This window comes from Bacillus sp. 7894-2, assembly GCF_002272225.1.
GTDB lineage: Bacteria > Bacillota > Bacilli > Bacillales > Cytobacillaceae > Cytobacillus.
On sequence record NZ_NPDG01000100.1, the window covers coordinates 19,072 to 39,615 of the forward strand.

General features: G+C 41.7%; 24 protein-coding genes and 1 other annotated feature. All 24 genes read left to right on the forward strand.

Going from position 1 to position 20,544, the window contains the following annotated elements; genetic code table 11:
• Window position 1 precedes the first annotated feature (1 nt).
• The 24 genes from CHI10_RS15115 (at window position 2) to obgE (ending at window position 20,538) form a co-directional block, all read left to right on the forward strand.
• Window positions 2-1,057 carry a type IV pilus twitching motility protein PilT gene (locus CHI10_RS15115; protein WP_095245065.1) on the forward strand — a complete coding sequence of 352 codons (1,056 nt, stop codon included), beginning with the start codon at window positions 2-4 and terminating at the stop codon, window positions 1,055-1,057.
• Window positions 1,044-2,249: a type II secretion system F family protein gene (locus CHI10_RS15120; protein ID WP_095245066.1), complete on the forward strand. Its 1,206-nt coding sequence runs from the start codon at window positions 1,044-1,046 to the stop codon at window positions 2,247-2,249. Before CHI10_RS15115 ends, CHI10_RS15120 begins: the two co-directional genes overlap by 14 nt.
• Before the next feature lie 105 nt (window positions 2,250-2,354).
• Window positions 2,355-2,789: a type IV pilin protein gene (locus CHI10_RS15125; protein ID WP_095245067.1), complete on the forward strand. Its 435-nt coding sequence runs from the start codon at window positions 2,355-2,357 to the stop codon at window positions 2,787-2,789.
• Between the two features lie 5 nt (window positions 2,790-2,794).
• Window positions 2,795-3,547 carry a prepilin peptidase gene (locus tag CHI10_RS15130; protein WP_095245068.1) on the forward strand — a complete coding sequence of 251 codons (753 nt, stop codon included), beginning with the start codon at window positions 2,795-2,797 and terminating at the stop codon, window positions 3,545-3,547.
• A gap of 88 nt (window positions 3,548-3,635) precedes the next feature.
• A complete protein-coding gene (pilM, locus tag CHI10_RS15135; protein ID WP_095245069.1) occupies window positions 3,636-4,631 on the forward strand; it encodes a type IV pilus biogenesis protein PilM in 996 nt (331 codons plus the stop codon).
• Window positions 4,632-4,634: 3 nt separating this feature from the next.
• The gene (locus tag CHI10_RS15140) at window positions 4,635-5,294 is read left to right on the forward strand and encodes a fimbrial assembly protein (RefSeq protein ID WP_095245070.1); all 660 of its coding nucleotides are present in this window, start codon (window positions 4,635-4,637) and stop codon (window positions 5,292-5,294) included.
• Entirely contained in the window at window positions 5,291-6,070 is a 780-nt protein-coding gene (locus CHI10_RS15145; RefSeq protein ID WP_095245071.1) for a pilus assembly protein PilO, read from the forward strand. The genes CHI10_RS15140 and CHI10_RS15145 overlap by 4 nt, the downstream gene beginning before the upstream one ends.
• A gap of 26 nt (window positions 6,071-6,096) precedes the next feature.
• On the forward strand, window positions 6,097-6,543 hold the full coding sequence (locus CHI10_RS15150) for a type II secretion system protein (protein WP_095245072.1): 447 nt from the start codon (window positions 6,097-6,099) through the stop codon (window positions 6,541-6,543).
• Between the two features lie 128 nt (window positions 6,544-6,671).
• Window positions 6,672-7,754 (forward strand): hypothetical protein, encoded by a 1,083-nt coding sequence (locus CHI10_RS15155; RefSeq protein WP_095245073.1) that lies wholly within the window; start codon window positions 6,672-6,674, stop codon window positions 7,752-7,754.
• A gap of 222 nt (window positions 7,755-7,976) precedes the next feature.
• On the forward strand, window positions 7,977-8,549 hold the full coding sequence (locus CHI10_RS15160; protein ID WP_095245074.1) for a Maf family protein: 573 nt from the start codon (window positions 7,977-7,979) through the stop codon (window positions 8,547-8,549).
• Between the two features lie 51 nt (window positions 8,550-8,600).
• Window positions 8,601-9,290 (forward strand): RadC family protein, encoded by a 690-nt coding sequence (radC, locus tag CHI10_RS15165; RefSeq protein WP_095245075.1) that lies wholly within the window; start codon window positions 8,601-8,603, stop codon window positions 9,288-9,290.
• 161 nt (window positions 9,291-9,451) lie between these two features.
• The gene (locus CHI10_RS15170) at window positions 9,452-10,474 is read left to right on the forward strand and encodes a rod shape-determining protein (protein WP_095245076.1); all 1,023 of its coding nucleotides are present in this window, start codon (window positions 9,452-9,454) and stop codon (window positions 10,472-10,474) included.
• A 177-nt stretch (window positions 10,475-10,651) separates the two neighbouring features.
• Window positions 10,652-11,536, forward strand: a complete 885-nt coding sequence (mreC, locus tag CHI10_RS15175; protein ID WP_095245077.1) for a rod shape-determining protein MreC — start codon at window positions 10,652-10,654, stop codon at window positions 11,534-11,536.
• Entirely contained in the window at window positions 11,533-12,048 is a 516-nt protein-coding gene (mreD, locus tag CHI10_RS15180; RefSeq protein WP_095245078.1) for a rod shape-determining protein MreD, read from the forward strand. Before mreC ends, mreD begins: the two co-directional genes overlap by 4 nt.
• Window positions 12,049-12,305: 257 nt before the next feature.
• A complete protein-coding gene (minC, locus tag CHI10_RS15185; RefSeq protein ID WP_095245079.1) occupies window positions 12,306-12,983 on the forward strand; it encodes a septum site-determining protein MinC in 678 nt (225 codons plus the stop codon).
• Between the two features lies 1 nt (window position 12,984).
• The gene (gene minD / locus CHI10_RS15190) at window positions 12,985-13,788 is read left to right on the forward strand and encodes a septum site-determining protein MinD (RefSeq protein ID WP_095245080.1); all 804 of its coding nucleotides are present in this window, start codon (window positions 12,985-12,987) and stop codon (window positions 13,786-13,788) included.
• A gap of 135 nt (window positions 13,789-13,923) precedes the next feature.
• The gene (locus CHI10_RS15195; RefSeq protein ID WP_095245081.1) at window positions 13,924-14,700 is read left to right on the forward strand and encodes a M23 family metallopeptidase; all 777 of its coding nucleotides are present in this window, start codon (window positions 13,924-13,926) and stop codon (window positions 14,698-14,700) included.
• Window positions 14,693-15,559, forward strand: coding sequence for a M50 family metallopeptidase (locus tag CHI10_RS15200; protein ID WP_095245082.1), 867 nt, complete (start codon window positions 14,693-14,695; stop codon window positions 15,557-15,559). Before CHI10_RS15195 ends, CHI10_RS15200 begins: the two co-directional genes overlap by 8 nt.
• A 54-nt stretch (window positions 15,560-15,613) precedes the next feature.
• Window positions 15,614-17,068, forward strand: a complete 1,455-nt coding sequence (locus CHI10_RS15205) for an Rne/Rng family ribonuclease (protein ID WP_095245083.1) — start codon at window positions 15,614-15,616, stop codon at window positions 17,066-17,068.
• 196 nt (window positions 17,069-17,264) lie between these two features.
• Window positions 17,265-17,344: a sequence feature (ribosomal protein L21 leader region), on the forward strand.
• Window positions 17,345-17,357: 13 nt separating this feature from the next.
• On the forward strand, window positions 17,358-17,666 hold the full coding sequence (gene rplU / locus CHI10_RS15210) for a 50S ribosomal protein L21 (protein WP_095245084.1): 309 nt from the start codon (window positions 17,358-17,360) through the stop codon (window positions 17,664-17,666).
• Window positions 17,667-17,680: 14 nt separating this feature from the next.
• Window positions 17,681-18,019: a ribosomal-processing cysteine protease Prp gene (locus tag CHI10_RS15215; protein WP_095245085.1), complete on the forward strand. Its 339-nt coding sequence runs from the start codon at window positions 17,681-17,683 to the stop codon at window positions 18,017-18,019.
• Window positions 18,020-18,313 (forward strand): 50S ribosomal protein L27, encoded by a 294-nt coding sequence (gene rpmA / locus CHI10_RS15220; protein ID WP_009333115.1) that lies wholly within the window; start codon window positions 18,020-18,022, stop codon window positions 18,311-18,313. It begins immediately after the preceding gene.
• A 238-nt stretch (window positions 18,314-18,551) separates the two neighbouring features.
• A complete protein-coding gene (locus tag CHI10_RS15225; RefSeq protein WP_095245086.1) occupies window positions 18,552-19,103 on the forward strand; it encodes a sporulation initiation phosphotransferase B in 552 nt (183 codons plus the stop codon).
• Window positions 19,104-19,245: 142 nt separating this feature from the next.
• Window positions 19,246-20,538, forward strand: a complete 1,293-nt coding sequence (obgE, locus tag CHI10_RS15230) for a GTPase ObgE (protein WP_095245087.1) — start codon at window positions 19,246-19,248, stop codon at window positions 20,536-20,538.
• Window positions 20,539-20,544 lie beyond the last annotated feature (6 nt).

Genomic DNA, 20,544 nt, shown 5'->3' on the forward strand with positions numbered 1-20,544 from the left:
TATGAAGACAAAAATAGATTATCTGTTGAGGGCAGCGTATGAGCTGAAGGCTTCGGATCTGCATTTGACCGTTGGGGTTCCTCCTGTCATACGGATTAATGGTGATTTAAAAAAGTATGGGAAAGAGAGTTTGCGTCCGGAAGATACCGAGGGTATGGCTAAAGCCATTATTCCTTCAAACATATGGAAAAAGTTTGAGGAGAATGGCGAGCTGGATTTTTCTTATGGAATACCCGGGCTATCCCGTTTCAGAGTCAACGCTTATTTTCAGCGGTCATGCATTTCACTGGCCATCCGTGTTGTTCCTACACGAATTCCTGCTTTAGAAGAACTGGGGCTTCCTCCTGTCTTAAAGAAAGTGGCGGAAAAGCCGCAGGGGCTGGTTCTGGTGACAGGGCCGACGGGAAGCGGAAAATCAACGACACTGGCTTCAATGATTCATTACATGAACGAGATGATGAGGAAGCATATTATTACACTTGAGGACCCAATTGAATATCTTCATAAGCATGGAAATTGCATTATTGACCAGCGGGAAGTGGGATTTGATACAAAACATTTCGCAAATGGATTAAGAGCTGCTTTGCGCCAGGACCCGGATGTAATACTTGTAGGGGAAATGCGTGACCTGGAAACCATCCAGACAGCCATAACAGCGGCTGAAACTGGCCATTTGGTGCTTGGCACACTGCATACCTCAAGTGCTCCAGCTACGATTAACCGAATTATCGATGTATTTCCGCCCTCCCAGCAGGCGCAAATCAGAATACAGCTTGCTTCTGTATTAGTGTCGATTATATCGCAGCGGCTTTTTCTCACAGCAGACAGGAAGGGCCGTCACGCAGCTACAGAAGTGCTTATGAATAATTCTGCTGTGGCAAACCTGATCAGAAATGAAAAGATCTACCAGATCATCAATGTGATGCAAACGTCACGTGCCCAGGGAATGCATACACTCGAGACAAGTATTACTTCTCTATTGGAGAGCGGAAAAATCGCCAAAGAATCAGCATTGCCGTATATACAGGAAAAGGTGACTGATCATGCCCCGCTATAAATACAGCGGGCGTGACCGCAAAGGGAAGAAAACTGGAATCGTGACAGCTGTTTCTAAAAGGGAAGCCATGCTTCAGCTGAAGGAAAGCGGTATAAGGATTCAGGATGTTCAGGAAGTACCGGAGACGTTTTTAACAAAAGAAATAACAATTGGCAATCCGGTCAAGCTCCAGGACTTTGTCATCTATCTGCGCCAGTTTGCCACCTTGCTGAATGCGGGGGTCACAGTGGTAGAATCAACGGCTATACTTGCGAAGCAAACTGAAAGCAAAGCACTTAAGAGGGCATTAATAGCTGTCGAACAGGATTTGCGTGATGGACTTCCGCTTTCAGATGCTGCATCAAGGCATAAAAAAATCTTCAGCGGAATGTTCGTCAATATGATCAAAGCAGGGGAAGCAGGCGGAAACATGGACGAAACGCTTGAAAGGCTTGCAGTCCATTTTGAAAAGCAGCACTACACAAAGCAGAAAATCATATCAGCGCTTGCCTATCCGATAACTGTCGGCATAATAGCTGTTGCAGTAGTTATCTTTCTGCTCGTTTCTGTTGTGCCTACTTTTGTGGAAATGTTTAAGGATTTCGGAGGAGAACTCCCTGCCATTACACAATTTGTTCTCAGCTCCAGTGAGTTTATGCAGCAATACTGGTGGTTTGTCATCATCTTATTTTTGGCTTTCTTTATGAGCATTGTGTTTATTCGCAACAATAAAGCTAGTAAATATTATCTGGATTATTTCCTGCTGAGGATGCCGATCTTCGGGAAGATTCTTCAGAAAGCAGCCATAGCAAGAATGACAAGAACCTTAAGCTCGTTATTTTCAAGCTCTGTGCCGATACTGCAGGCCCTAAGCATTGTCGAAAGCATTGTAGAAAATGAAGTAATGGCAAAGGTGATTGCGAAATCAAGAGATTCACTTGAGCAGGGGAAGTCTCTGACGGAACCAATGAAGAAACACTGGGTCTTCCCGCCGCTGGTATCGCAAATGATTGCGATCGGGGAAGAGTCCGGATCACTGGATGCGATGCTCGGGAAGGTAGCTGACTTTTACGAAAAAGAAGTAGAAAGCGCCACAGACAGATTAAAATCACTCATTGAACCGCTCATGATTGTCTTTCTGGCCAGCATCGTCGGGACTATAGTCACCTCTATTATGGTGCCGATGTTTGAAATCTTCCAGCATGTTGGATAAAAATTTACAAAATATTAAAAAATTCGACTGTTCATAGTTATAGTATTTAGTATAATAGTACCATAATAGGTAAAATAAACTACTAGTTTGAGAGGGAGAGTAAAAATGATTAAGAATTTAAGAAAACGACTTAAAGATCAAAAAGGTTTAACGTTAATTGAATTGCTTGCGGTTATTGTTATTTTGGGGATTATTGCGGCGATTGCTGTTCCGAGTATAGGTGGATTAATTAATAAGACAAAAAATGATGCTAAAGTTTCGGAGGCAGTTCAGATTGTAAATGCAGCAAAATTATTTGTGACAACAAATCCAAAAGCACAAGATTTAACCCATGAAGATTTGGAATCGTACTTAGAAAAAGTTAAAGATGATTCTTTTACTGTTAAAGTTACAAAAGATAAAGATAGTGGAAAATTTTCATATTCTTTAGTTGGTCATGAAGGTTCTAGTATAGTAAATAATAGTAGTACTGTAACTGAGGATGAATTACTCGAATTCAGTGGCAACGATCCAAAAAAGAAAGAAGAATCAGGCTCCTAATATAAATGTATAGCGTTTATATACTAATATTATTATTTGGTACCATCCTAGGCTCCTTCTACAACGTAGCAGGCCTAAGAATCCCGCAAAACCAGTCAATTGCAGCACCGCGGTCCCATTGCCCGCACTGTAAGCATACTCTATCACCTTTGGAGCTTGTTCCAGTCTTATCGTATATATTTCTTGGCGGAAAGTGCCGGCGCTGCAAGGCGCCGGTTTCAGCCATATATCCGGCTGTTGAGCTTTCAACAGGAATCTTGTTTGCCGCTGCACCAATGATTATGGGCTGGACTGCTGAATTATTTGTTGCCTGGACGCTGATTTCTCTTGTAATTATTGTGTTTGTATCTGATTTTAAATATATGATTATTCCAGATAAAGTTTTGCTGTTTTTTGCTGCTGTCTTAATAGCAGAACGCATTTTCATCCCGCTCTCTCCATGGTGGGACAGCTTAGCAGGTGCAGGACTCGGTTTCTTCCTTCTCCTGCTGATAGCTGTCATCAGCAAAGGCGGAATGGGCGGAGGAGATATTAAGCTGTATGCCGTCATAGGCATTGCTTTAGGTGTAAAGCTTGTTTTGCTTTCATTTTTTCTTGCTACATTATTCGGTGCCGCCATTGGCGGCCTTGGCATGATTTTAGGAATTGTCCAAAAAGGCAAGCCTATCCCCTTTGGCCCATTCATTGGGATTGGGACTTTACTGGCTTATTTTTATGGCAGAGAAATAATTGAGTGGTACTTTCATTCATTCTTATAAAGGGCATGGCATTTTGAAATAAGAGCTGGACTATTCCGGCTCTTATTTTTCCCTAGGCAAATCTTACATAAATAAGGAGTTTTTCATCATGGCAATGCGATTTCTTCCCGGAAAAAAGAAACATGTAAATTTAATTATCAAAGACCATGTTATTCGTTATGCGGAATTGAAAAGTCAGCGTGATTTGGATCTGGCAAGATGGGATGAACGGTTTCTGCCGCCGGGGATTATTAAGGATGGGAAGATCCTGGATTATGATACACTCACTCTTATCCTTGAAGAATGCGTCAATGAGTGGAAAATAAAAAACAGGCAGGTATATTTTACTGTACCTGATCCTTTTATTGTATTGAGAAAGCTGACCATACCGGGGGATGTCCAGGAGGATGAGATTAAAGGCTATTTATATATGGAACTTGGCACCAGCATACATCTGCCTTTTGAAGAGCCTGTTTTTGATTATCATGTTCTCAGTTCAAATCAGAAAGATTCATCCGAAATCCTGCTGTTCGCTGCTCCTGAAGAGATTGTCATGAAATATACCGAACTATTCGAGGATGCCAAACTCCGTCCCGCAGCTGCAGATATCTCTTCTCTCGCACTGTTTCGTCTTTATTGCAGCTATTTTGAAGAACAGCAATCAGAAGCTGTTATGCTCATTCAGATTGATCTGAATTCTGCAGTGTGCAGCATTTTTGAATCAGACATCCCGGTATTTATGAGAAACATCGCGATTGAGACTGACTTAACCAAGTGGGTAACAGCAGCAATGCCTAATGGGGAAAAGAAGCTGGAATACGGCGGCAAAGAAGAAGAAGTGCTGCATCCCCTATTGGATATTTACAATGACATTGAAAAAGTAATGAATTTTTACCGGTATTCATTAAATCAGGGACAGCGCCAAATTGGCAAGATCATCGTAACCGGCGACCACCCATGGTTTGAGAACATTCATAGGGATATAAAAAACAGAATGGAAGTGCCAGTTGCTTCTTTCCAGGACTGCTTGAACAGCGGACAGTATGAGCTGCTGAAGCAATCAGCTTTCCATGTGAATATTGGACTTGGCTTAAAAGAGGGATAGCGCATGCAGGTTGACATTAATCTTCTTCCTCAAAGGGAAAAAAGAACCAAAAACATCTATATTATTGTGGGTATTATTGTTGTCTTGCTTATTGCTGCATTCTTGTTTGTGTATTTAACAGTTGAAAAGAAAAACACTGAGATTCTTCAAATTGACAAGAGAATAACCCAAACAACTGAAATTCTTGAAGCTCAGCAGGCAAAGCTTGCAGACTACCAATCTTCCAATGCGGCAGAAGAGCTGAAAATTGCCATTGAATGGGCAGAAAAGCAGCCATTCGAATTGGTCTTCCTTATGAAACAGTTCACCAGGCTTCTTCCTGAACGAGGATTCGTGATTGAGTTTGAGCTGGATGAAGAAAATAAGGTCAATCAGATTGTTCAATTTGACGCGAAAAGCGAGGCTGCCTATTATTTGCATAGTCTGACAGAATTGCCTTGGGTTGATGAAGCGATTATAAGCGAAGCTAAAACTGCAGACATCTTAAAAGACGAAGCAGCTGAACTTAGAAAACAGGCAAACATACAGCCGAGGTATTATGCAGAATTTGAATTAAGAATTAACCCGGCAGTGCTTAATGAGACCGCCGATATGGATGAAACCAAAGGTACAGAGGAGAAGGATTCCTCCGCTCAGCAAGAGGAAGGGGCTGATTCTCCGTGAACCGGGAAATTTCCAAGAAACAGCTTGTATATGTTTTGCTTGCATTGGTTTTTATATCGGGAATAGGATTTGGAAGTTATTATCTCTTTATAAAGCCGGTGAACGAAAAAATGGACAGGAAGCAGTCTGAGCTGCAAATGGCCACTCAGCAATTAACCATTATCGAGAATAATCTTCAGCAGCTGAATGAGCAGACCGTATTGAGTACGGTAGAGCTTCAAAAGCAGGTTCCTGTCAAAAGGCTTCTGGATCAGCTTCTTTTGGATATCGAAAAATCTGAAATTATTTCAGATGTTAATATCATAGAAATGAAGATGAATGGTACTGAAAGTGATGAAGAAATCGACCTTTCTGAAGAAGAAGAAAATCAGCCTCAAGAAGAAAATTCTGAAACGGAGGATTCGAAAGAAATCTCAGAAACAGATCCATTGATAGAAGAGAAGCTGCCAAATGGCATTAAAAAGGTTTCGATTGTCCTAAACGGGCAGGCAGATACTTATTTTGAAATGGAAAGTTTTATTAAGAATTTATTGGATTTAAAAAGGGTCCTAAAGGTAGAAAGCTTGAAATATACGGGCTTTGATGAAATTGTGAGTGTTATGCAGGAGGACCAGATGGTTGAATTTGAATTGGCGATAGCGGCCTATTACTACCCTGAACTGGCAGAGCTGCAGAAAGAGCTCCCTCCTTTGGATACTCCGAGAATATCCAATAAAAAAAATCCATTAAGCAGCTTCTCTGAACTGGAAGCTGAGGAGGATAATCAAACACCTTAACCAAAAAACGAAGAGAGGTCTAGTATATGATAACTGCTGCTAGACTAAACAATAAGGGGTTTACATTGATTGAAGTGCTGGCCGTCATAGTCATATTGGGCATCATTTCTTTAATTGCCGTCATTTCAGTTAATAATGTCGTTCAAAGAGTGAAAGATCAGGCATTTGTGGGAAATGCTCTTGCATTAAAGGAATCAGCGGAACTTTATATAAGAAATGAAATCATCAGCGGAAGTATGCTGCCGGAAAAAGTAACATATTCAATGCTCGCTGATGCTGACTTCATTGAACCAATCAGGGACCCTGATACAAAAAATCTGCTGCAGCCTTCTGAGAGTACCTATGCTGTTGTCAGCGGGAAATCGATAGCCGCTGTTTGCTTTAGAGGAGAAAAGCGGAGTTTATGCTACTCAGATGGCAATGAAGGTATTCCCATAAATAAATTGGATCCCGAATTCATTACTGAGAATTAGCCGAAAATCCGAATGAAAAATTTGACGAAATCCTTACGTAACAAGACGACAAAAGTCTTGTTATTTTTTTTTTCCATTATGTTAGGATGGAAACAATTCAGGAAACGGTGCGGAAGGGAGGATGAGATGTGGACAAGTCTAAAAGCGAAAAAACAATCACGATAAAGATTAATGGCAAGGACCGTCCGTTTCAGGAGAAAAAGGAAGAAATGAAGGAAAAATCATGGGATCCGAGACAGCTGGATAGACAGAAAAAGCAGGATCAAACTGAATTTTTCGCTTCCATACAGACAGCTGCCGGCAAAGAGGCGGATGACAGCTTTGACTGGATTCTGCCTGAGGAAACGGAAGATGCGGATATAAAGGAATATAAAATAGCAGCTCCTCCTAAATCACCAGCTAAAAATAGTCTGAGTACACTTGCCAGGAAATTCCGGGGAAGAAATAAGCAAGGATTCTTAACTTCCATTTTTCTCGCTGTCTTTTTTGCGGTCCTTCTTGGGACAAGCTTCGGATTCATCATGCTGAAGCTGGTATTTACAGATCAGGCTGCTGAAACTGTGGCGGCGCCTCCAATCAATGAAAAGCCGGCAGAAGCAAGTCAGCAGACTCCTGCAGGATCGGCGGGTTTAGAAACGATTGCAACATATGTAGTTCAAGGTGGCGTTTTTTCGAACAGCGAAGCAGCACAGCAAATCAAGGATGCCAACTCTCAAAAGGGGGTTTATAGCCAATCCATAACAATGGGAGAGCAGACTTATCTTTTCTTAGGGGTATCAGACAGCCTTGATGAGGCGAAGGAAATAGGAGCTGATCTTAAAAGCAAGGACATTGATGTATTTGCTAAAGAAGTAACCTTTGAAGGCAAAGCAATTGAAGGAGTAAATGCCGAAGAGAAAAAACTGGCTGAAATTGCTCCTGCTTTATATCAAAGCCTGTCAGAAGGTGCAGCCAGTGCCACTCTCGGCAGTTCCATAACTCCTGAAACGGCTGAAAAAATAGAAAGCTACAGAAAGACAGTGAATGAACTGGAAGCGGATCAAATTAAAAATAAAAGCCTGATTTCGGTTAGAGAAGAACTATTGAATGCCTCAAAGCAACTGGAAACTTACCAGCAGTCAGGTGATGCTGCATCAGCCGGTAAAATTCAGGAGCACCTGCTTGGGTTTCTTGCCGCTTATCAGTCACTGCTTCAGTCAGGCGGGCAGTAAGGACCCGGCATATTGTGCCATAAGGTTATAAGATTCGAATATTTTCTGGGAAATATCACATATTAAGCGGAGTCTGTTCGGGAAATTTAGACAGACTCTTTCTTTTTGTCATTATTTGATATGAAAATACCGAAATATCTTCTTTAAAATTGTTTGTCTGGCAATTTTTTGATACGATTAACCTGTATCTCCCAATATGATACATAAAGGTAAGGTGATTACATGCAAAACCTCATTTTAGCCTCTTCTTCCCCGCGGCGAAAAGAACTTCTTGAAAATCTTCATTTGCAATTTGAAGTCTCCAGCAGTGATGTCGATGAAAGTTTTGATCCAGTGCTGACACCAGGAGAGATCGTGAAGGAGCTTGCCCATAGAAAGGCAAATGCTGTATTTAATAAGCACCCTGATTCATATGTTATTGGGTCAGATACAGTGGTTGTTAAGGACGGCGCTGTTTTAGGAAAGCCAGGCAGCAGCAAGGAAGCCTTCACTATGCTGAAAAGTCTGTCTGGAACCATTCATTCTGTTTACACAGGTGTATCAATCTTGACGCCTGAAAAAAATGCTATTACATTTTACGAAAAAACTGATGTGGTGTTCTGGGGGTTAACAGATGAAGAAATTAACTCTTATATTGGCACCGGTGAACCCTTTGACAAGGCAGGGGCATATGGGATACAAGGCATTGGCAGCATGCTTGTAAAAAGTATAAGCGGAGATTATTTCTCTGTTGTCGGTCTTCCTGTCTCAAGAACGGTTCGTGAACTGAGGAAAGCGGGTTATTCGCTTCCTTAATATACTTCATTCATCTTCAACTCCCTGAGCCCAGAGTTTAGGGAGGACAATATGCAAACAGATTCTCTTTTAATTAAAGATTTTCCTCAGGATGAGCGCCCTCGTGAGCGCTTTGTCCAAAATGGTCCAGAGAGCTTGTCCAATCACGAACTGATAGCAATATTACTCAGAACAGGCACGAAAGATGAATCAGTTCTGCAATTAGCCAATAGGCTTCTTACCCATTTTGAAGGACTTCGGCTGTTAAAGGATGCATCCCTGGATGAAATAACGTCCATTAAAGGAATAGGATCGGCTAAAGCAATTCAGGTGCTGGCAGCAGTTGAAATTGGCCGGAGAATTTCAAAGCTCACATATGATGACAGATATAGTATCCGTTCGCCTGAGGATGGGGCAAATTATGTCATGCATGAAATGCGATTTTTGTCTCAGGAGCATTTTGTATGCCTTTATTTAAATACAAAAAATCAGGTGCTTCATAAGCAGACCATTTTTATTGGGAGCTTGAATGCTTCAATCGTTCATCCCAGAGAGGTCTTTAAGGAGGCATTTCGCAGGTCGGCTGCGTCCATCATATGTATTCATAATCATCCGAGCGGCGATCCGACTCCAAGCAGGGAAGACATTGAAGTAACCAAAAGACTTGCAGAGTCCGGAAAAATAATCGGCATCGATGTGCTGGACCATCTGATCATCGGTGAAAATAAATTTGTCAGTTTAAAGGAAAAAGGGTATTTATAACACTATGTTTTTGTTTGACGTTAAGATATAATATTGGTTATGATTTTTGAGATGCCTTGCATTTTTGGAGGCGGATTGTACTAGAAAAATAAAAGAAAATTCCATTAAAAAACCTTACTTAGGAAAATGAGCAATTTGTATCAGAAAGGGAGATACCATTTATGTTTGGAATCGGTACTAGAGACCTTGGAATAGATTTAGGAACAGCTAATACGCTTGTCTATGTTAAAGGAAAAGGAATTGTTGTCAGAGAGCCGTCAGTAGTGGCACTGCAGACAGATACTAAAAATATTGTAGCCGTCGGTAATGACGCTAAAAATATGATCGGCCGTACTCCCGGCAATATTGTTGCGCTGCGTCCAATGAAGGATGGCGTTATTGCCGATTATGAGACCACCGCTGTCATGATGAAATATTATATTAAACAAGCCAATAAAAATAAGAGTTTCTTCTCAGGGAAGCCATATGTAATGGTTTGTGTACCATCAGGTATTACAGCCGTTGAAGAGCGCGCTGTTGTCGATGCAACCCGCCAGGCAGGCGCCCGCGATGCTTATACCATTGAAGAGCCGTTCGCCGCAGCAATCGGAGCTAATCTTCCTGTTTGGGAACCTACAGGAAGCATGGTAGTTGATATTGGTGGAGGGACTACTGAAGTTGCCATTATTTCCCTGGGGGGGATTGTTACAAGCCAATCGATCCGCATTGCCGGTGATGAAATGGATGATGCAATTATCAATTATATCCGCAAAAATTACAATCTGATGATCGGTGACCGTACAGCAGAAACAATTAAAGTGGAGGTAGGCTCTGCGGGAGATCCGGAAGGCGTCGAAAACATGGAAATTCGCGGACGCGATCTGTTAACAGGATTGCCAAAAACAATTGAAATTACTGCTGAAGAAATCTCAAAAGCTTTGAATGATACAGTATATGCTATTGTGGATGCAGTAAAAAATACTCTTGAAAAAACCCCTCCTGAACTGGCAGCAGATATTATGGACCGGGGTATTGTCCTGACTGGCGGAGGAGCGCTTCTGCGCAATCTGGACAAGGTGATCAGCGAAGAAACGAAAATGCCTGTCCTTATTGCAGAAAATCCATTGGACTGTGTTGCAATTGGGACCGGAAAAGCGCTTGACCATATCGATTTATTCAAAACAAAAGCTAAAGAATCCAGGTAACAGAGTTCTGAATAAGAAAAAATATTAAAGCCCATTCACTTCTCTCAAGTGTATGGGCTCAAATTTGGTTTTTTATTGAGCATAAAATGATATCTTTGCAGATATATGTTATATTTTGTTGAGCAGTGCCTAAATGGCGCAGGATTTCCTGAAAAAATACTATTCGAGGTGTAAAGAATGCCACAGTTCTTTCTGAACAAACGCCTGATTATTTTGCTTGTCAGCATTATTATTCTCGTGGCATTGATTGGATTTTCTTTAAAGGATAGAGAAAATTTGACCTGGCCTGAACAATTTTTAAAAGATACTACCGGGTTTATACAAAATGCTGTTTCCAGCCCTGTGAATTATGTGGCGGGATTCTTTGAAAATGTCGAAGACTTGCAAAATACATACAAAGAAAATAAAGATCTGAAAAAAAGGCTGGATGAACTTGCAAGACTTGAGTCTGAGGTTCAGAGGCTGAAAAAGGATAATACGGAACTGCGGGAGATTTTGGATAAGAAAGATTCTTTAAGTGAATTTGAGCCAAAGCAGGCAACAGTAATAGGAAGAAATCCCGACAGGTGGCATGAATTGCTTATTATAAATAAGGGGAAAAATGCCGGAATAGAACCGAACATGGCGGTCATTACCTCAAAAGGCCTGATTGGCAAAGTAAAAAGCAGTAATACATTTACTTCAACCGTCCAGCTTCTTAGTTCAATGGATCCGACCAATCGCATCTCAGCTAAGATTCAGGCAGGCGAGAATAACTTTTTCGGTCTGATTGAAGGCTATGATGATGATAAAGGTCTTCTTTTGCTTAAGAAGATTCCTTATGATGCGAAGGTTGAAAAGGATCAAAACGTTATTACATCAGGTCTGGGCGGTGTTTTCCCTGAGAGCCTTCCGATTGGGAAGGTTGTAGATGTAGTTCCGGATGAATTTGGTCTGACTCAAACCGCATATATTAAGCCAGGAGCAGACTTCTATGATATCGGACATGTAATGGTCGTTAAAAGAGGGGCATCCCAGCCTGAACTAATGGAAATGATTGATGAGAAGGAGGAGGAACTGTGAGAAGATTCCTTCTTCCTCTCATTCTCCTGGCCTTATTTATTGGTGAAAGCATATTTGTTCAAGTAACTCCGCATGATTTATTAGGCAGTGGAAAAATAGCCGTTCCCCGTTTTTTAATGGCTGCCTTGCTTTTTTTGACTATTTTTGGCTCAAAAAAGCACGGAATTCTTTACGGCCTATTATTCGGGCTCCTTTTTGATATTGTATATGTTGAAATTATCGGAATTTATTTGTTTCTATTTCCGGTCATTGCTTTTATTACAACTAAACTAATGAGAATTCTTCAGACGAATATAGCGATGGCTTCCATAATTGTGCTTTTGGGCATCACCCTCCTTGAGGCCGGTGTTTACCAGATGAACTTATTAATTCACCATACAGATATGGAATTTGCAGTCTTTCTTTCGGCCCGTCTCCTGCCTACTCTTATATTGAATGCCATTTTTATTATTATAGCTGTCTACCCATTTAAAAGACTTTCTGAAAAATTTGCAGACAGCTTAAACGAATAATTGTTTGAAGTGTTATAATTTCACAATGAGAGAAAGAAACCGGATTAATCCGGTTTCTTTTAAATGAATAATTTTCAGTAAAAAAGGGATTTAGAAGGTTTCTGTCGAATTCTACCTTTATGGGCAAATAAGGATAAGGAAAATCGACATATTTTTTATAAAATCTCTCCTCGGGCTGTAATTGAAGTAAATGCCTGCTTAAAAATAGAGTGCATCAGCACGAATGTGTTTCTTATCATTGAGGTGAACATCTTGAAATGAAAAAAAACCAAAACGTTACTATAAAAGGCACGAAAGATGGACTGACTTTGCATCTTGATGATTCCTGCTCTTATGGAGAGCTGAAGAAAGAGCTTGACAGAAAGCTTTCAGAAAACTCCAGATCTGTTGAAGACCGGCTTCTTTCCGTTAGGGTACAAGTCGGCAACCGTTATCTAACAGAAGAGCAGCAGGAAGAATTGAAGGAGTTAATCAGGCAAAAGAAGAACCTGATCGTTGAGTCTATAAGCTCCAATGTCATTACCAAAGAAGAAGCTGAAAAACAGAAGGAAGAAAACGAAATTGTATCTGTTGCGAAGGTAATTCGTTCGGGACAGGTTCTCGAAACTCCTGGAGATTTGCTTCTCATCGGAGACGTAAATCCAGGAGGCACTGTTATGGCAGGAGGAAACATCTTTGTAATGGGGGCTCTAAGGGGCATTGCACATGCCGGATGCCATGGAAATAATGAAGCCGTGGTGGTAGCTTCGCTTATGAAGCCGTCCCAGTTAAGAATCAGCAATTGTATTAACCGTGCCCCTGACAATGATCAGGAGGAAGAAAAACGGGAAATGGAATGTGCTTACATTGATGAAAATGATCAAATTACAGTAGATAGATTACAAGTTTTGATGCATCTGAGACCTAATATAACTAGATTGCAAGGGGGAAGCTAGGATGGGAGAAGCGATTGTCATTACGTCCGGAAAAGGCGGAGTCGGAAAAACGACTACTTCCGCAAATGTAGGTACTGCTCTGGCCCTTCAGGGAAAACGAGTGTGCCTGGTGGATACAGACATTGGCCTTCGAAATCTTGACGTGGTAATGGGGCTAGAAAACCGCATTATTTATGATCTGGTCGATGTCGTGGAAGGCCGGTGTAAAATACATCAGGCTGTGGTTAAAGACAAACGGTTTGAAGATCTGCTGTATTTGCTTCCTGCTGCTCAAACAAGTGATAAGACGGCTGTTACACCCGAACAGATGAAAAAGCTGGTCGATGAATTGAAGCAGGATTATGATTATATTGTCATTGACTGCCCTGCCGGAATAGAGCAGGGGTACAAAAATGCGGTTGCCGGTGCAAATAAAGCAATTGTTGTAACCACTCCGGAAGTTTCAGCTGTGCGTGATGCCGACCGGATTATCGGCTTGCTTGAGAAAGAAGAAAATGTAGAGGCTCCTAAACTGATAATAAATAGAATTAGAAGCCATATGATGAAAAATGGCGACATGCTTGATGTTGATGAAATAACTGCGCATTTGTCGATTGATTTAATCGGAATTGTGGCAGATGATGATGAAGTAATCAAGGCATCGAATCATGGTGAGCCTATTGCTTTAAACCCTAACAGCAAAGCTTCGGTTTCCTACCGTAATATCGCCCGCAGAATCCTTGGTGAAGCTGTACCCCTTCAGCCTCTTGAAGAAGAGAATAAAGGTGTATTTTCAAAACTGAAAAAGTTTTTTGGAGTAAAATAATAATATCTATTGAACCAAAGCCGGGGAGCCATCTCCGGTTTATTTTTTTATTCGGGACACCACTTCAAGTCATACTCTATTTGGACAACTCATAAACTTGTACAAATAGAGTTATATAGAAATGGTGGGGATATCATGAATTCAAGAGCGGATGAAATACGAAAGAGAATCGAGCGGAGAAAAAAGGACAAAGAGAGATTCTCGAAAAAGAAAGATTCAACGGTTCTTTGGACAGAAGATGAAGAGCGGTACGGGTTTAATAAGCTGCCCTCATACGAGAGCAAGCTTGAAGAGGGAAACCACCCTTTATTTCGCAAGGAACTATTTCTTTTCAAATTGCTTGCTTCTGCCTGTATTTTTTTATTCGCTGCCATTCTCTTTAAAAACCAGGCAGCTACCTTTGATCCTGCAAGAGATTTTGTAAAGACAGCCATGGAGAAGGATTTTCAATTCGCCGCAGTTTCCGGCTGGTATGAAGAACAATTTGGTAAACCGCTTGCTCTGCTGCCATTTTCAAATGGCAAAAGTGATGAGAAGAACGTTGAAGAAAACAGCGAATATGCCTTGCCTGCTTCTGCAAAGATCCTGGAAGAATTTGATGATAATGGACAGAGAATAACAATCGAAACAGGAAAGGAAGCTTCCATTGAGGCAATGAGTGAAGGGCTTGTCCGGTTTGCCGGAAAGAAAGATGGTTTTGGAAATACCGTCATTATTCAGCATGGTGATAAAAGTGAGTCCTGGTATGGCAATTTAGCTGAAATTAATGTGAATTTATATCAATACGTCGAAAAAGGTACAGGTATTGGTACGGCGGGTGACGCCGGCGATTCTGAAAAAGGCTCTTTTTATTTCGCGATTAAAAAAGATGATGATTTTATAGATCCGATCCAGGTGATCCCATTTGAATAAAATAACAGGGTTAATCACACATATTCATATTCATCCTTTGTTATGGGCGATTATCGGACTGTCTGTTGTGACAGCTCATTTTGTGGAATTATGCATGCTGCTCCTGATTATATTTGTTCATGAAATGGGGCATGCCGCTGCTGCATCCCTTTATTCCTGGAGAATAAAAAAGATTGCCCTCCTGCCATTTGGCGGTGTAGCGGAAATGGATGAACACGGGAACCGGCCGCTGAAAGAGGAGATTATAGTCATTATAGCAGGGCCGCTTCAGCATATATGGATGATGGGGGCGGCGCTGTTATTTTATGAGTTTTCCTGGCTGTCTGCTGATATGTTTCATCTGTTTATTCAATTTAATTTAATGATATTAATTTTTAACCTGCTCCCAGTCTGGCCATTGGATGGAGGAAAGCTTGTTTTCTTATGGCTTTCTCTTAATCAGGCATTTCCGGAAGCGCACAGAAAAACACTTTTCATTTCGGCTGCGGGTCTAATCAGTTTCATTATACTAACTTTGCTGACCTCTCCGGTTAACTTGAATATTTGGGTAATCCTCGCTTTTTTAGTGTTTTCGCTATATCATGAATGGAAGCAGAGCCGATTCGTGTTTATCCGTTTTCTTCTCGAAAGGTATTATGGGAAGCACAGCGACTTTCGGACATTGAAGCCAATCGTTGTCCGGGAAGAAGAATTGGTTATTGACGTGCTGGAAAGATTTCAGCGGGGATGCAAGCACCCCATCATTGTTGAAAAGGATGGGAAAGAAAAAGGTGCATTAGATGAAAATGAACTGCTGCATGCATGCTTTGCGGAAAAAGTGCTGACAGCTAAAATAGGTGATTTGCTTTATGTTTACTGAAGACCAAATTTTGATTAACATGAATAAATAATGTTTTAAAGTGAGGAAATCGTTTTGAATAAGTTAGTTGTAAATTATGCATCAAGAGAGCGACGGTTTGTGCTTTTAAAAGATAATAGGGTCGAAAAGCTAATTATTGACCAGCCGAAGCATCGTTCATCAGTTGGGGATATATACTTAGGCACCGTTGCAAAAGTAATGCCTGGGTTGAATGCAGCATTTGTAGAGATAGGTGAAGATCAAAGCGGATTCCTTCACAGGGACAAACTGGCATCTTATGTATGTTCTGCCGAGGATTTGTATGTAAAGGAAAAGCGGAGCATCTCTTCTTTTGTCCATCAGGGAGAGAGAATACTTGTTCAAGTTGAAAAGGATGCTGCGGGCACGAAAGGACCAAGATTGTCTGGTTTAATTGAATTTCCAGGAGAATCACTGATCTATATGCCAAACGGCCGATATGTTGCTGTTTCCAAGAAAATTGAGGATAGTAAAGCAAGAGAAAGCTGGCGTCAATTTGGATATCGCGCTAAAGAAGAGAATGAAGGTCTGATTTTCAGAACATCCTGCGTCAGCAGGAAAGAGAATGAGCTTATGGATGAACTGGAAAAGCTCAGGGTTGAGTACAGGGACCTTTTAAGGGAAGCGGAAATGAAAAAGAAGCCGGGAAAAGTGTATGAAGCGGATTCTTTTATTAAGGAAATAATCGAAGAGGCGAAGAAATTGGCTGACGGTGAAATCGCCGTGGACGATTTATCACTGAAGAATGTGCTCGTGAAAAACACAGGCCTGCCAATTCAGCTGTACACGGGCAAGGAAAATATCCTCGCTGCTTTTAATGCTGAAGCTGAAATTGATAAAGCGCTGAAACGAATTGTCTGGCTTGAAAATGGCGCATATCTTATTTTTGATGAAGCAGAAGCTTTAACGGTCATCGATGTCAATACCGGGAAGTTCGCCGGTAAACAGGACCGCAGGGACACTGTGCTAAAAACCAATGAAATGGCGGCCGAAGAAGCTGCAAGACAGATCAGGCTCCGGGATATTGGCGGCATGATCCTAATCGATTTTATTGATATGAAAGAAGCATCCGACAGGAAACATATTCTTGCCAAAATGGAAAACGCGCTGAAAAAAGATGAAAGACGCACGAATCTTGTTGGATTCTCCCCTCTTGGGATCCTTCAGATGACCCGCAAAAAAACAAGACCGGCCATTTCTGAATCACTTACTGAAAGGTGCCAAGTATGCGAGGGAACCGGAAGAGTGCTGAGTGCTGAGACCATTGCCTTCAGGCTGGAAAGAGAACTGTGGGAACATCGGGGCAATGACCATGAAGCTGTCCTGATCGAAACCACTACAGACACAGCAGCGGTATTCTCAGGGGAAAATGATGACCATAAAAAGAGAATCGAAGACAGCATTGGCTTGAAAATTATTTTTTCCATTAAGGAAAATAGCAAGCCGTTTTATGAAATCCGAAAGTTTGGCAGTGCTAATGAGCTCGGATAGTTCAAAGCAGGCTGACCAAGGCGCTTTCGCTTTTCTTAGTGCAGTATTTCCCACTTCCCTAATTGCCCCATAAGCATTATAATTGTAAAGGCACGCAAAAGAGTTACTTTCAGGTGCAAACAAAGAGAATCATATAATTCTTATTGACATGATTAATCATTATATGATAGTATTTTCATGTTATGTTTGTAGCGCACCCGTGCTACAACCGCACAGAACAGGTACATAAGCCCGCATTTCGTGTCGGCGCCTGGGATGGCGAGTCTTAGTCTAAGAGGAGGTGCAGTTCATGTACGCGATTATCGAAACTGGCGGAAAGCAATTACGTGTAGAAGAAGGTCAAGCTATCTACATCGAAAAGCTTAACGCTGAAGCAGGCGAAACAGTTACTTTTGGAAAGGTTCTTTTCGTTGGCGGAGACAGCGTAAAAGTAGGAAGCCCTGTAGTTGAAGGTGCTACTGTTACAGCTAAAGTTGAAAAACAAGGCCGTCAAAAGAAAATCACTGTATTCAAATACAAAGCGAAGAAAAACTATCGTAAGAAGCAAGGTCATCGTCAGCCTTACACTAAAGTTGTGATTGAAAAAATCAACGCTTAATCAGGCGATTTAAGATGATTGAAGTAATGATTATTCGTAAAGATTCCGGAAATATTCATTCGTTTGAAATAAGCGGTCATGCATTCTTTGCAAACAGAGGCAAGGATATTGTCTGTGCAGGCGTATCTGCCGTTTCCATCGGGGCCATTAATGCTGTCCATGCCCTAACCGGCGTGACACCAGAGATCAGCCATGGAGAAGGTTTTCTCCGCTGTGTTCTTCCTGATCTTCAGGATGACATGAATGAGAAAGTGCAGCTTCTGCTTGAAGGCATGGTTGTTTCATTGCAGACGATTGCAGAAGACTACGGAAAGTATATACAAATTACCTTCAAAAAGCAGGAGGTGGAATAAATGCTATTAAAATTAGATCTTCAGTTGTTCGCTTCTAAAAAGGGAGTAGGTTCTACAAAGAACGGCCGTGATTCAATCTCTAAGCGTCTTGGCGCTAAGCGTGCGGACGGACAATTCGTTACTGGCGGCTCAATCCTGTACCGTCAGCGCGGTACTAAGATCTACCCAGGTGTAAACGTGGGTAAAGGCGGCGATGACACACTATTCGCGAAAGTTGACGGTGTTGTTAAATTCGAGCGTCTTGGACGTGACCGTAAGCAAGTGAGCGTATATCCTGCAGCTCAAGAGGCGTAAGCCTTTTCGAGAAAACCCTAGCCCCACAAGGTTAGGGTTTTCTTTTTTTGGCAAAAAAACCGCTGGTGCACTTCAAATAGTATCTGATGAATTTATAGCAGCTGAAGACTGCAGTTCTTCATCACATAAGCAATATTTTCTTATTTATCATAAATTTGCTTACTGTACCTATGTTTTTTGATATACTTACAGCAAGCACAGTCTTCTGACAGCCTAATAACCATACAGGAGTGCATATATGGAAAAAGACTGGAATATGATTGAAGTGCTGCGTCATGCCCGGCATGACTGGCTGAATAAAATACAATTAATTAAAGGTAACCTTTCTCTTAATAAGATAGACAGGGCTAAGGAAATCATAGATGAAATTGTGGTGGAAGCACAGCAGGAGGCAAGACTTTCGAATTTGAATCTTCCTGGTTTTGCTGCGCTTTTATTAACTTATAATTGGGAGAACCACTATCTTCAGCTTGAATATGAGGTGCTCGATGATCCCATTGCCGGACGGTTGGATGACTCTGTCCTTTCTGGGTGGACAGGCTCTTTTTTGGCCATTTTGGACTCATCAGTAAAGCCTTACCATGATAATCATTTATCTGTATCCATCAGGCATGAAAAAGAAGGGGCTCGTTTCTTTTTTGATTTTAGCGGAATACTAACAGATATGGATCAATTGGAGAAGTTCTTTAAAAAGAAGAACACTGACATAACGGCTGCTGTTCAGGAATTAGCTGAAGAGGAGCTTGCACTGGAATTATTTGTGCCATTCATTGCGAATGGAAGAGAGTGATTTCCGCCAAAAATAGCAATACTAAGTGTGAAACTCTGCAGGCTGGGCACTTCTTAAGTGTAAGAAGCGGATCCGGTCAGTGCCGGTAATCTGGCTGAATGCCAGACAATCGGGACATACTGCAGACGGGAGGAATTTATATATGTTTGTCGATCAAGTCAAAGTTTATGTTAAAGGCGGGGACGGTGGCAACGGAATGGTTGCTTTCCGCCGAGAAAAATATGTGCCGAACGGAGGCCCGGCCGGCGGAGATGGCGGCAAGGGTGCCAATGTTATTTTTGAAGTGAATGAAGGATTGCGCACGTTAATGGATTTCCGTTATCAGCGCCATTTTAAAGCTCCCCGCGGTGAGCATGGCATGTCCAAGAACCAGCATGGAAGAAATTCAAAGGACATGATTGTTAAAGTACCACCGGGAACAGTCGTAACAGATGCCGAGTCAGGGGAAGTAATTGCAGATCTGACTGAGCACGGGCAAAGAGCCGTTATAGCAAAAGGGGGCCGTGGAGGCAGAGGAAACACCCGATTTGCAACTCCTGCTAATCCTGCTCCTGAATTGTCCGAACACGGCGAACCGGGCCAGGAAAGAGATGTTGTGCTTGAGCTCAAGCTTTTAGCTGATGTTGGTTTAGTTGGTTTCCCGAGTGTGGGAAAATCGACTTTGCTGTCAGTTGTATCATCAGCAAGACCGAAGATTGCGGAATACCACTTTACGACAATTGCTCCCAATCTGGGAATGGTTGAGACTGAAGATGGACGAAGCTTTGTTATGGCAGACTTGCCTGGATTAATTGAAGGCGCCCATTCGGGAGTAGGACTTGGCCATCAGTTTTTGCGGCATATTGAAAGAACAAGGGTTATTGTTCATGTTATCGATATGGCTGCTGTTGAGGGCAGAGATCCTTTTGAAGACTATCTAACGATCAATAAAGAATTAAAAGAATATAATCTGCGTCTCACCGAAAGGCCGCAAATTATTGTGGCTAATAAAATGGATATGCCTGATGCAGAGGAAAATCTAAAAAAATTCAAGGAACAGCTTGATGAAGATTATCCGATTTTCCCGATATCCGCAATAACGAGACAAGGATTAAGGGATTTATTGTTTACCGTTGCAGATAAGGTTGAAGAAACCCCTGAATTCCCGCTGTCACATGAAGAAGAGGAAGATACAGGTGTCCACCGCGTTCTTTACAAGCATGAAGCTGAGCAGACTGAATTTGTCATCACGAGAGACCCTGCAGGAGTATTCGTGGTATCAGGCGATGCTATTGAGAAACTCTTTAAGATGACAGACTTCTCAAGAGATGAATCTGTCCGCAGGTTTGCCAGACAGCTGCGCGGCATGGGTGTGGATGATGCTCTTCGTGAAAAAGGAGCAAAAGACGGTGATATCGTTAAGCTGCTTGATTATGAATTCGAGTTTATTGACTAACCTTCT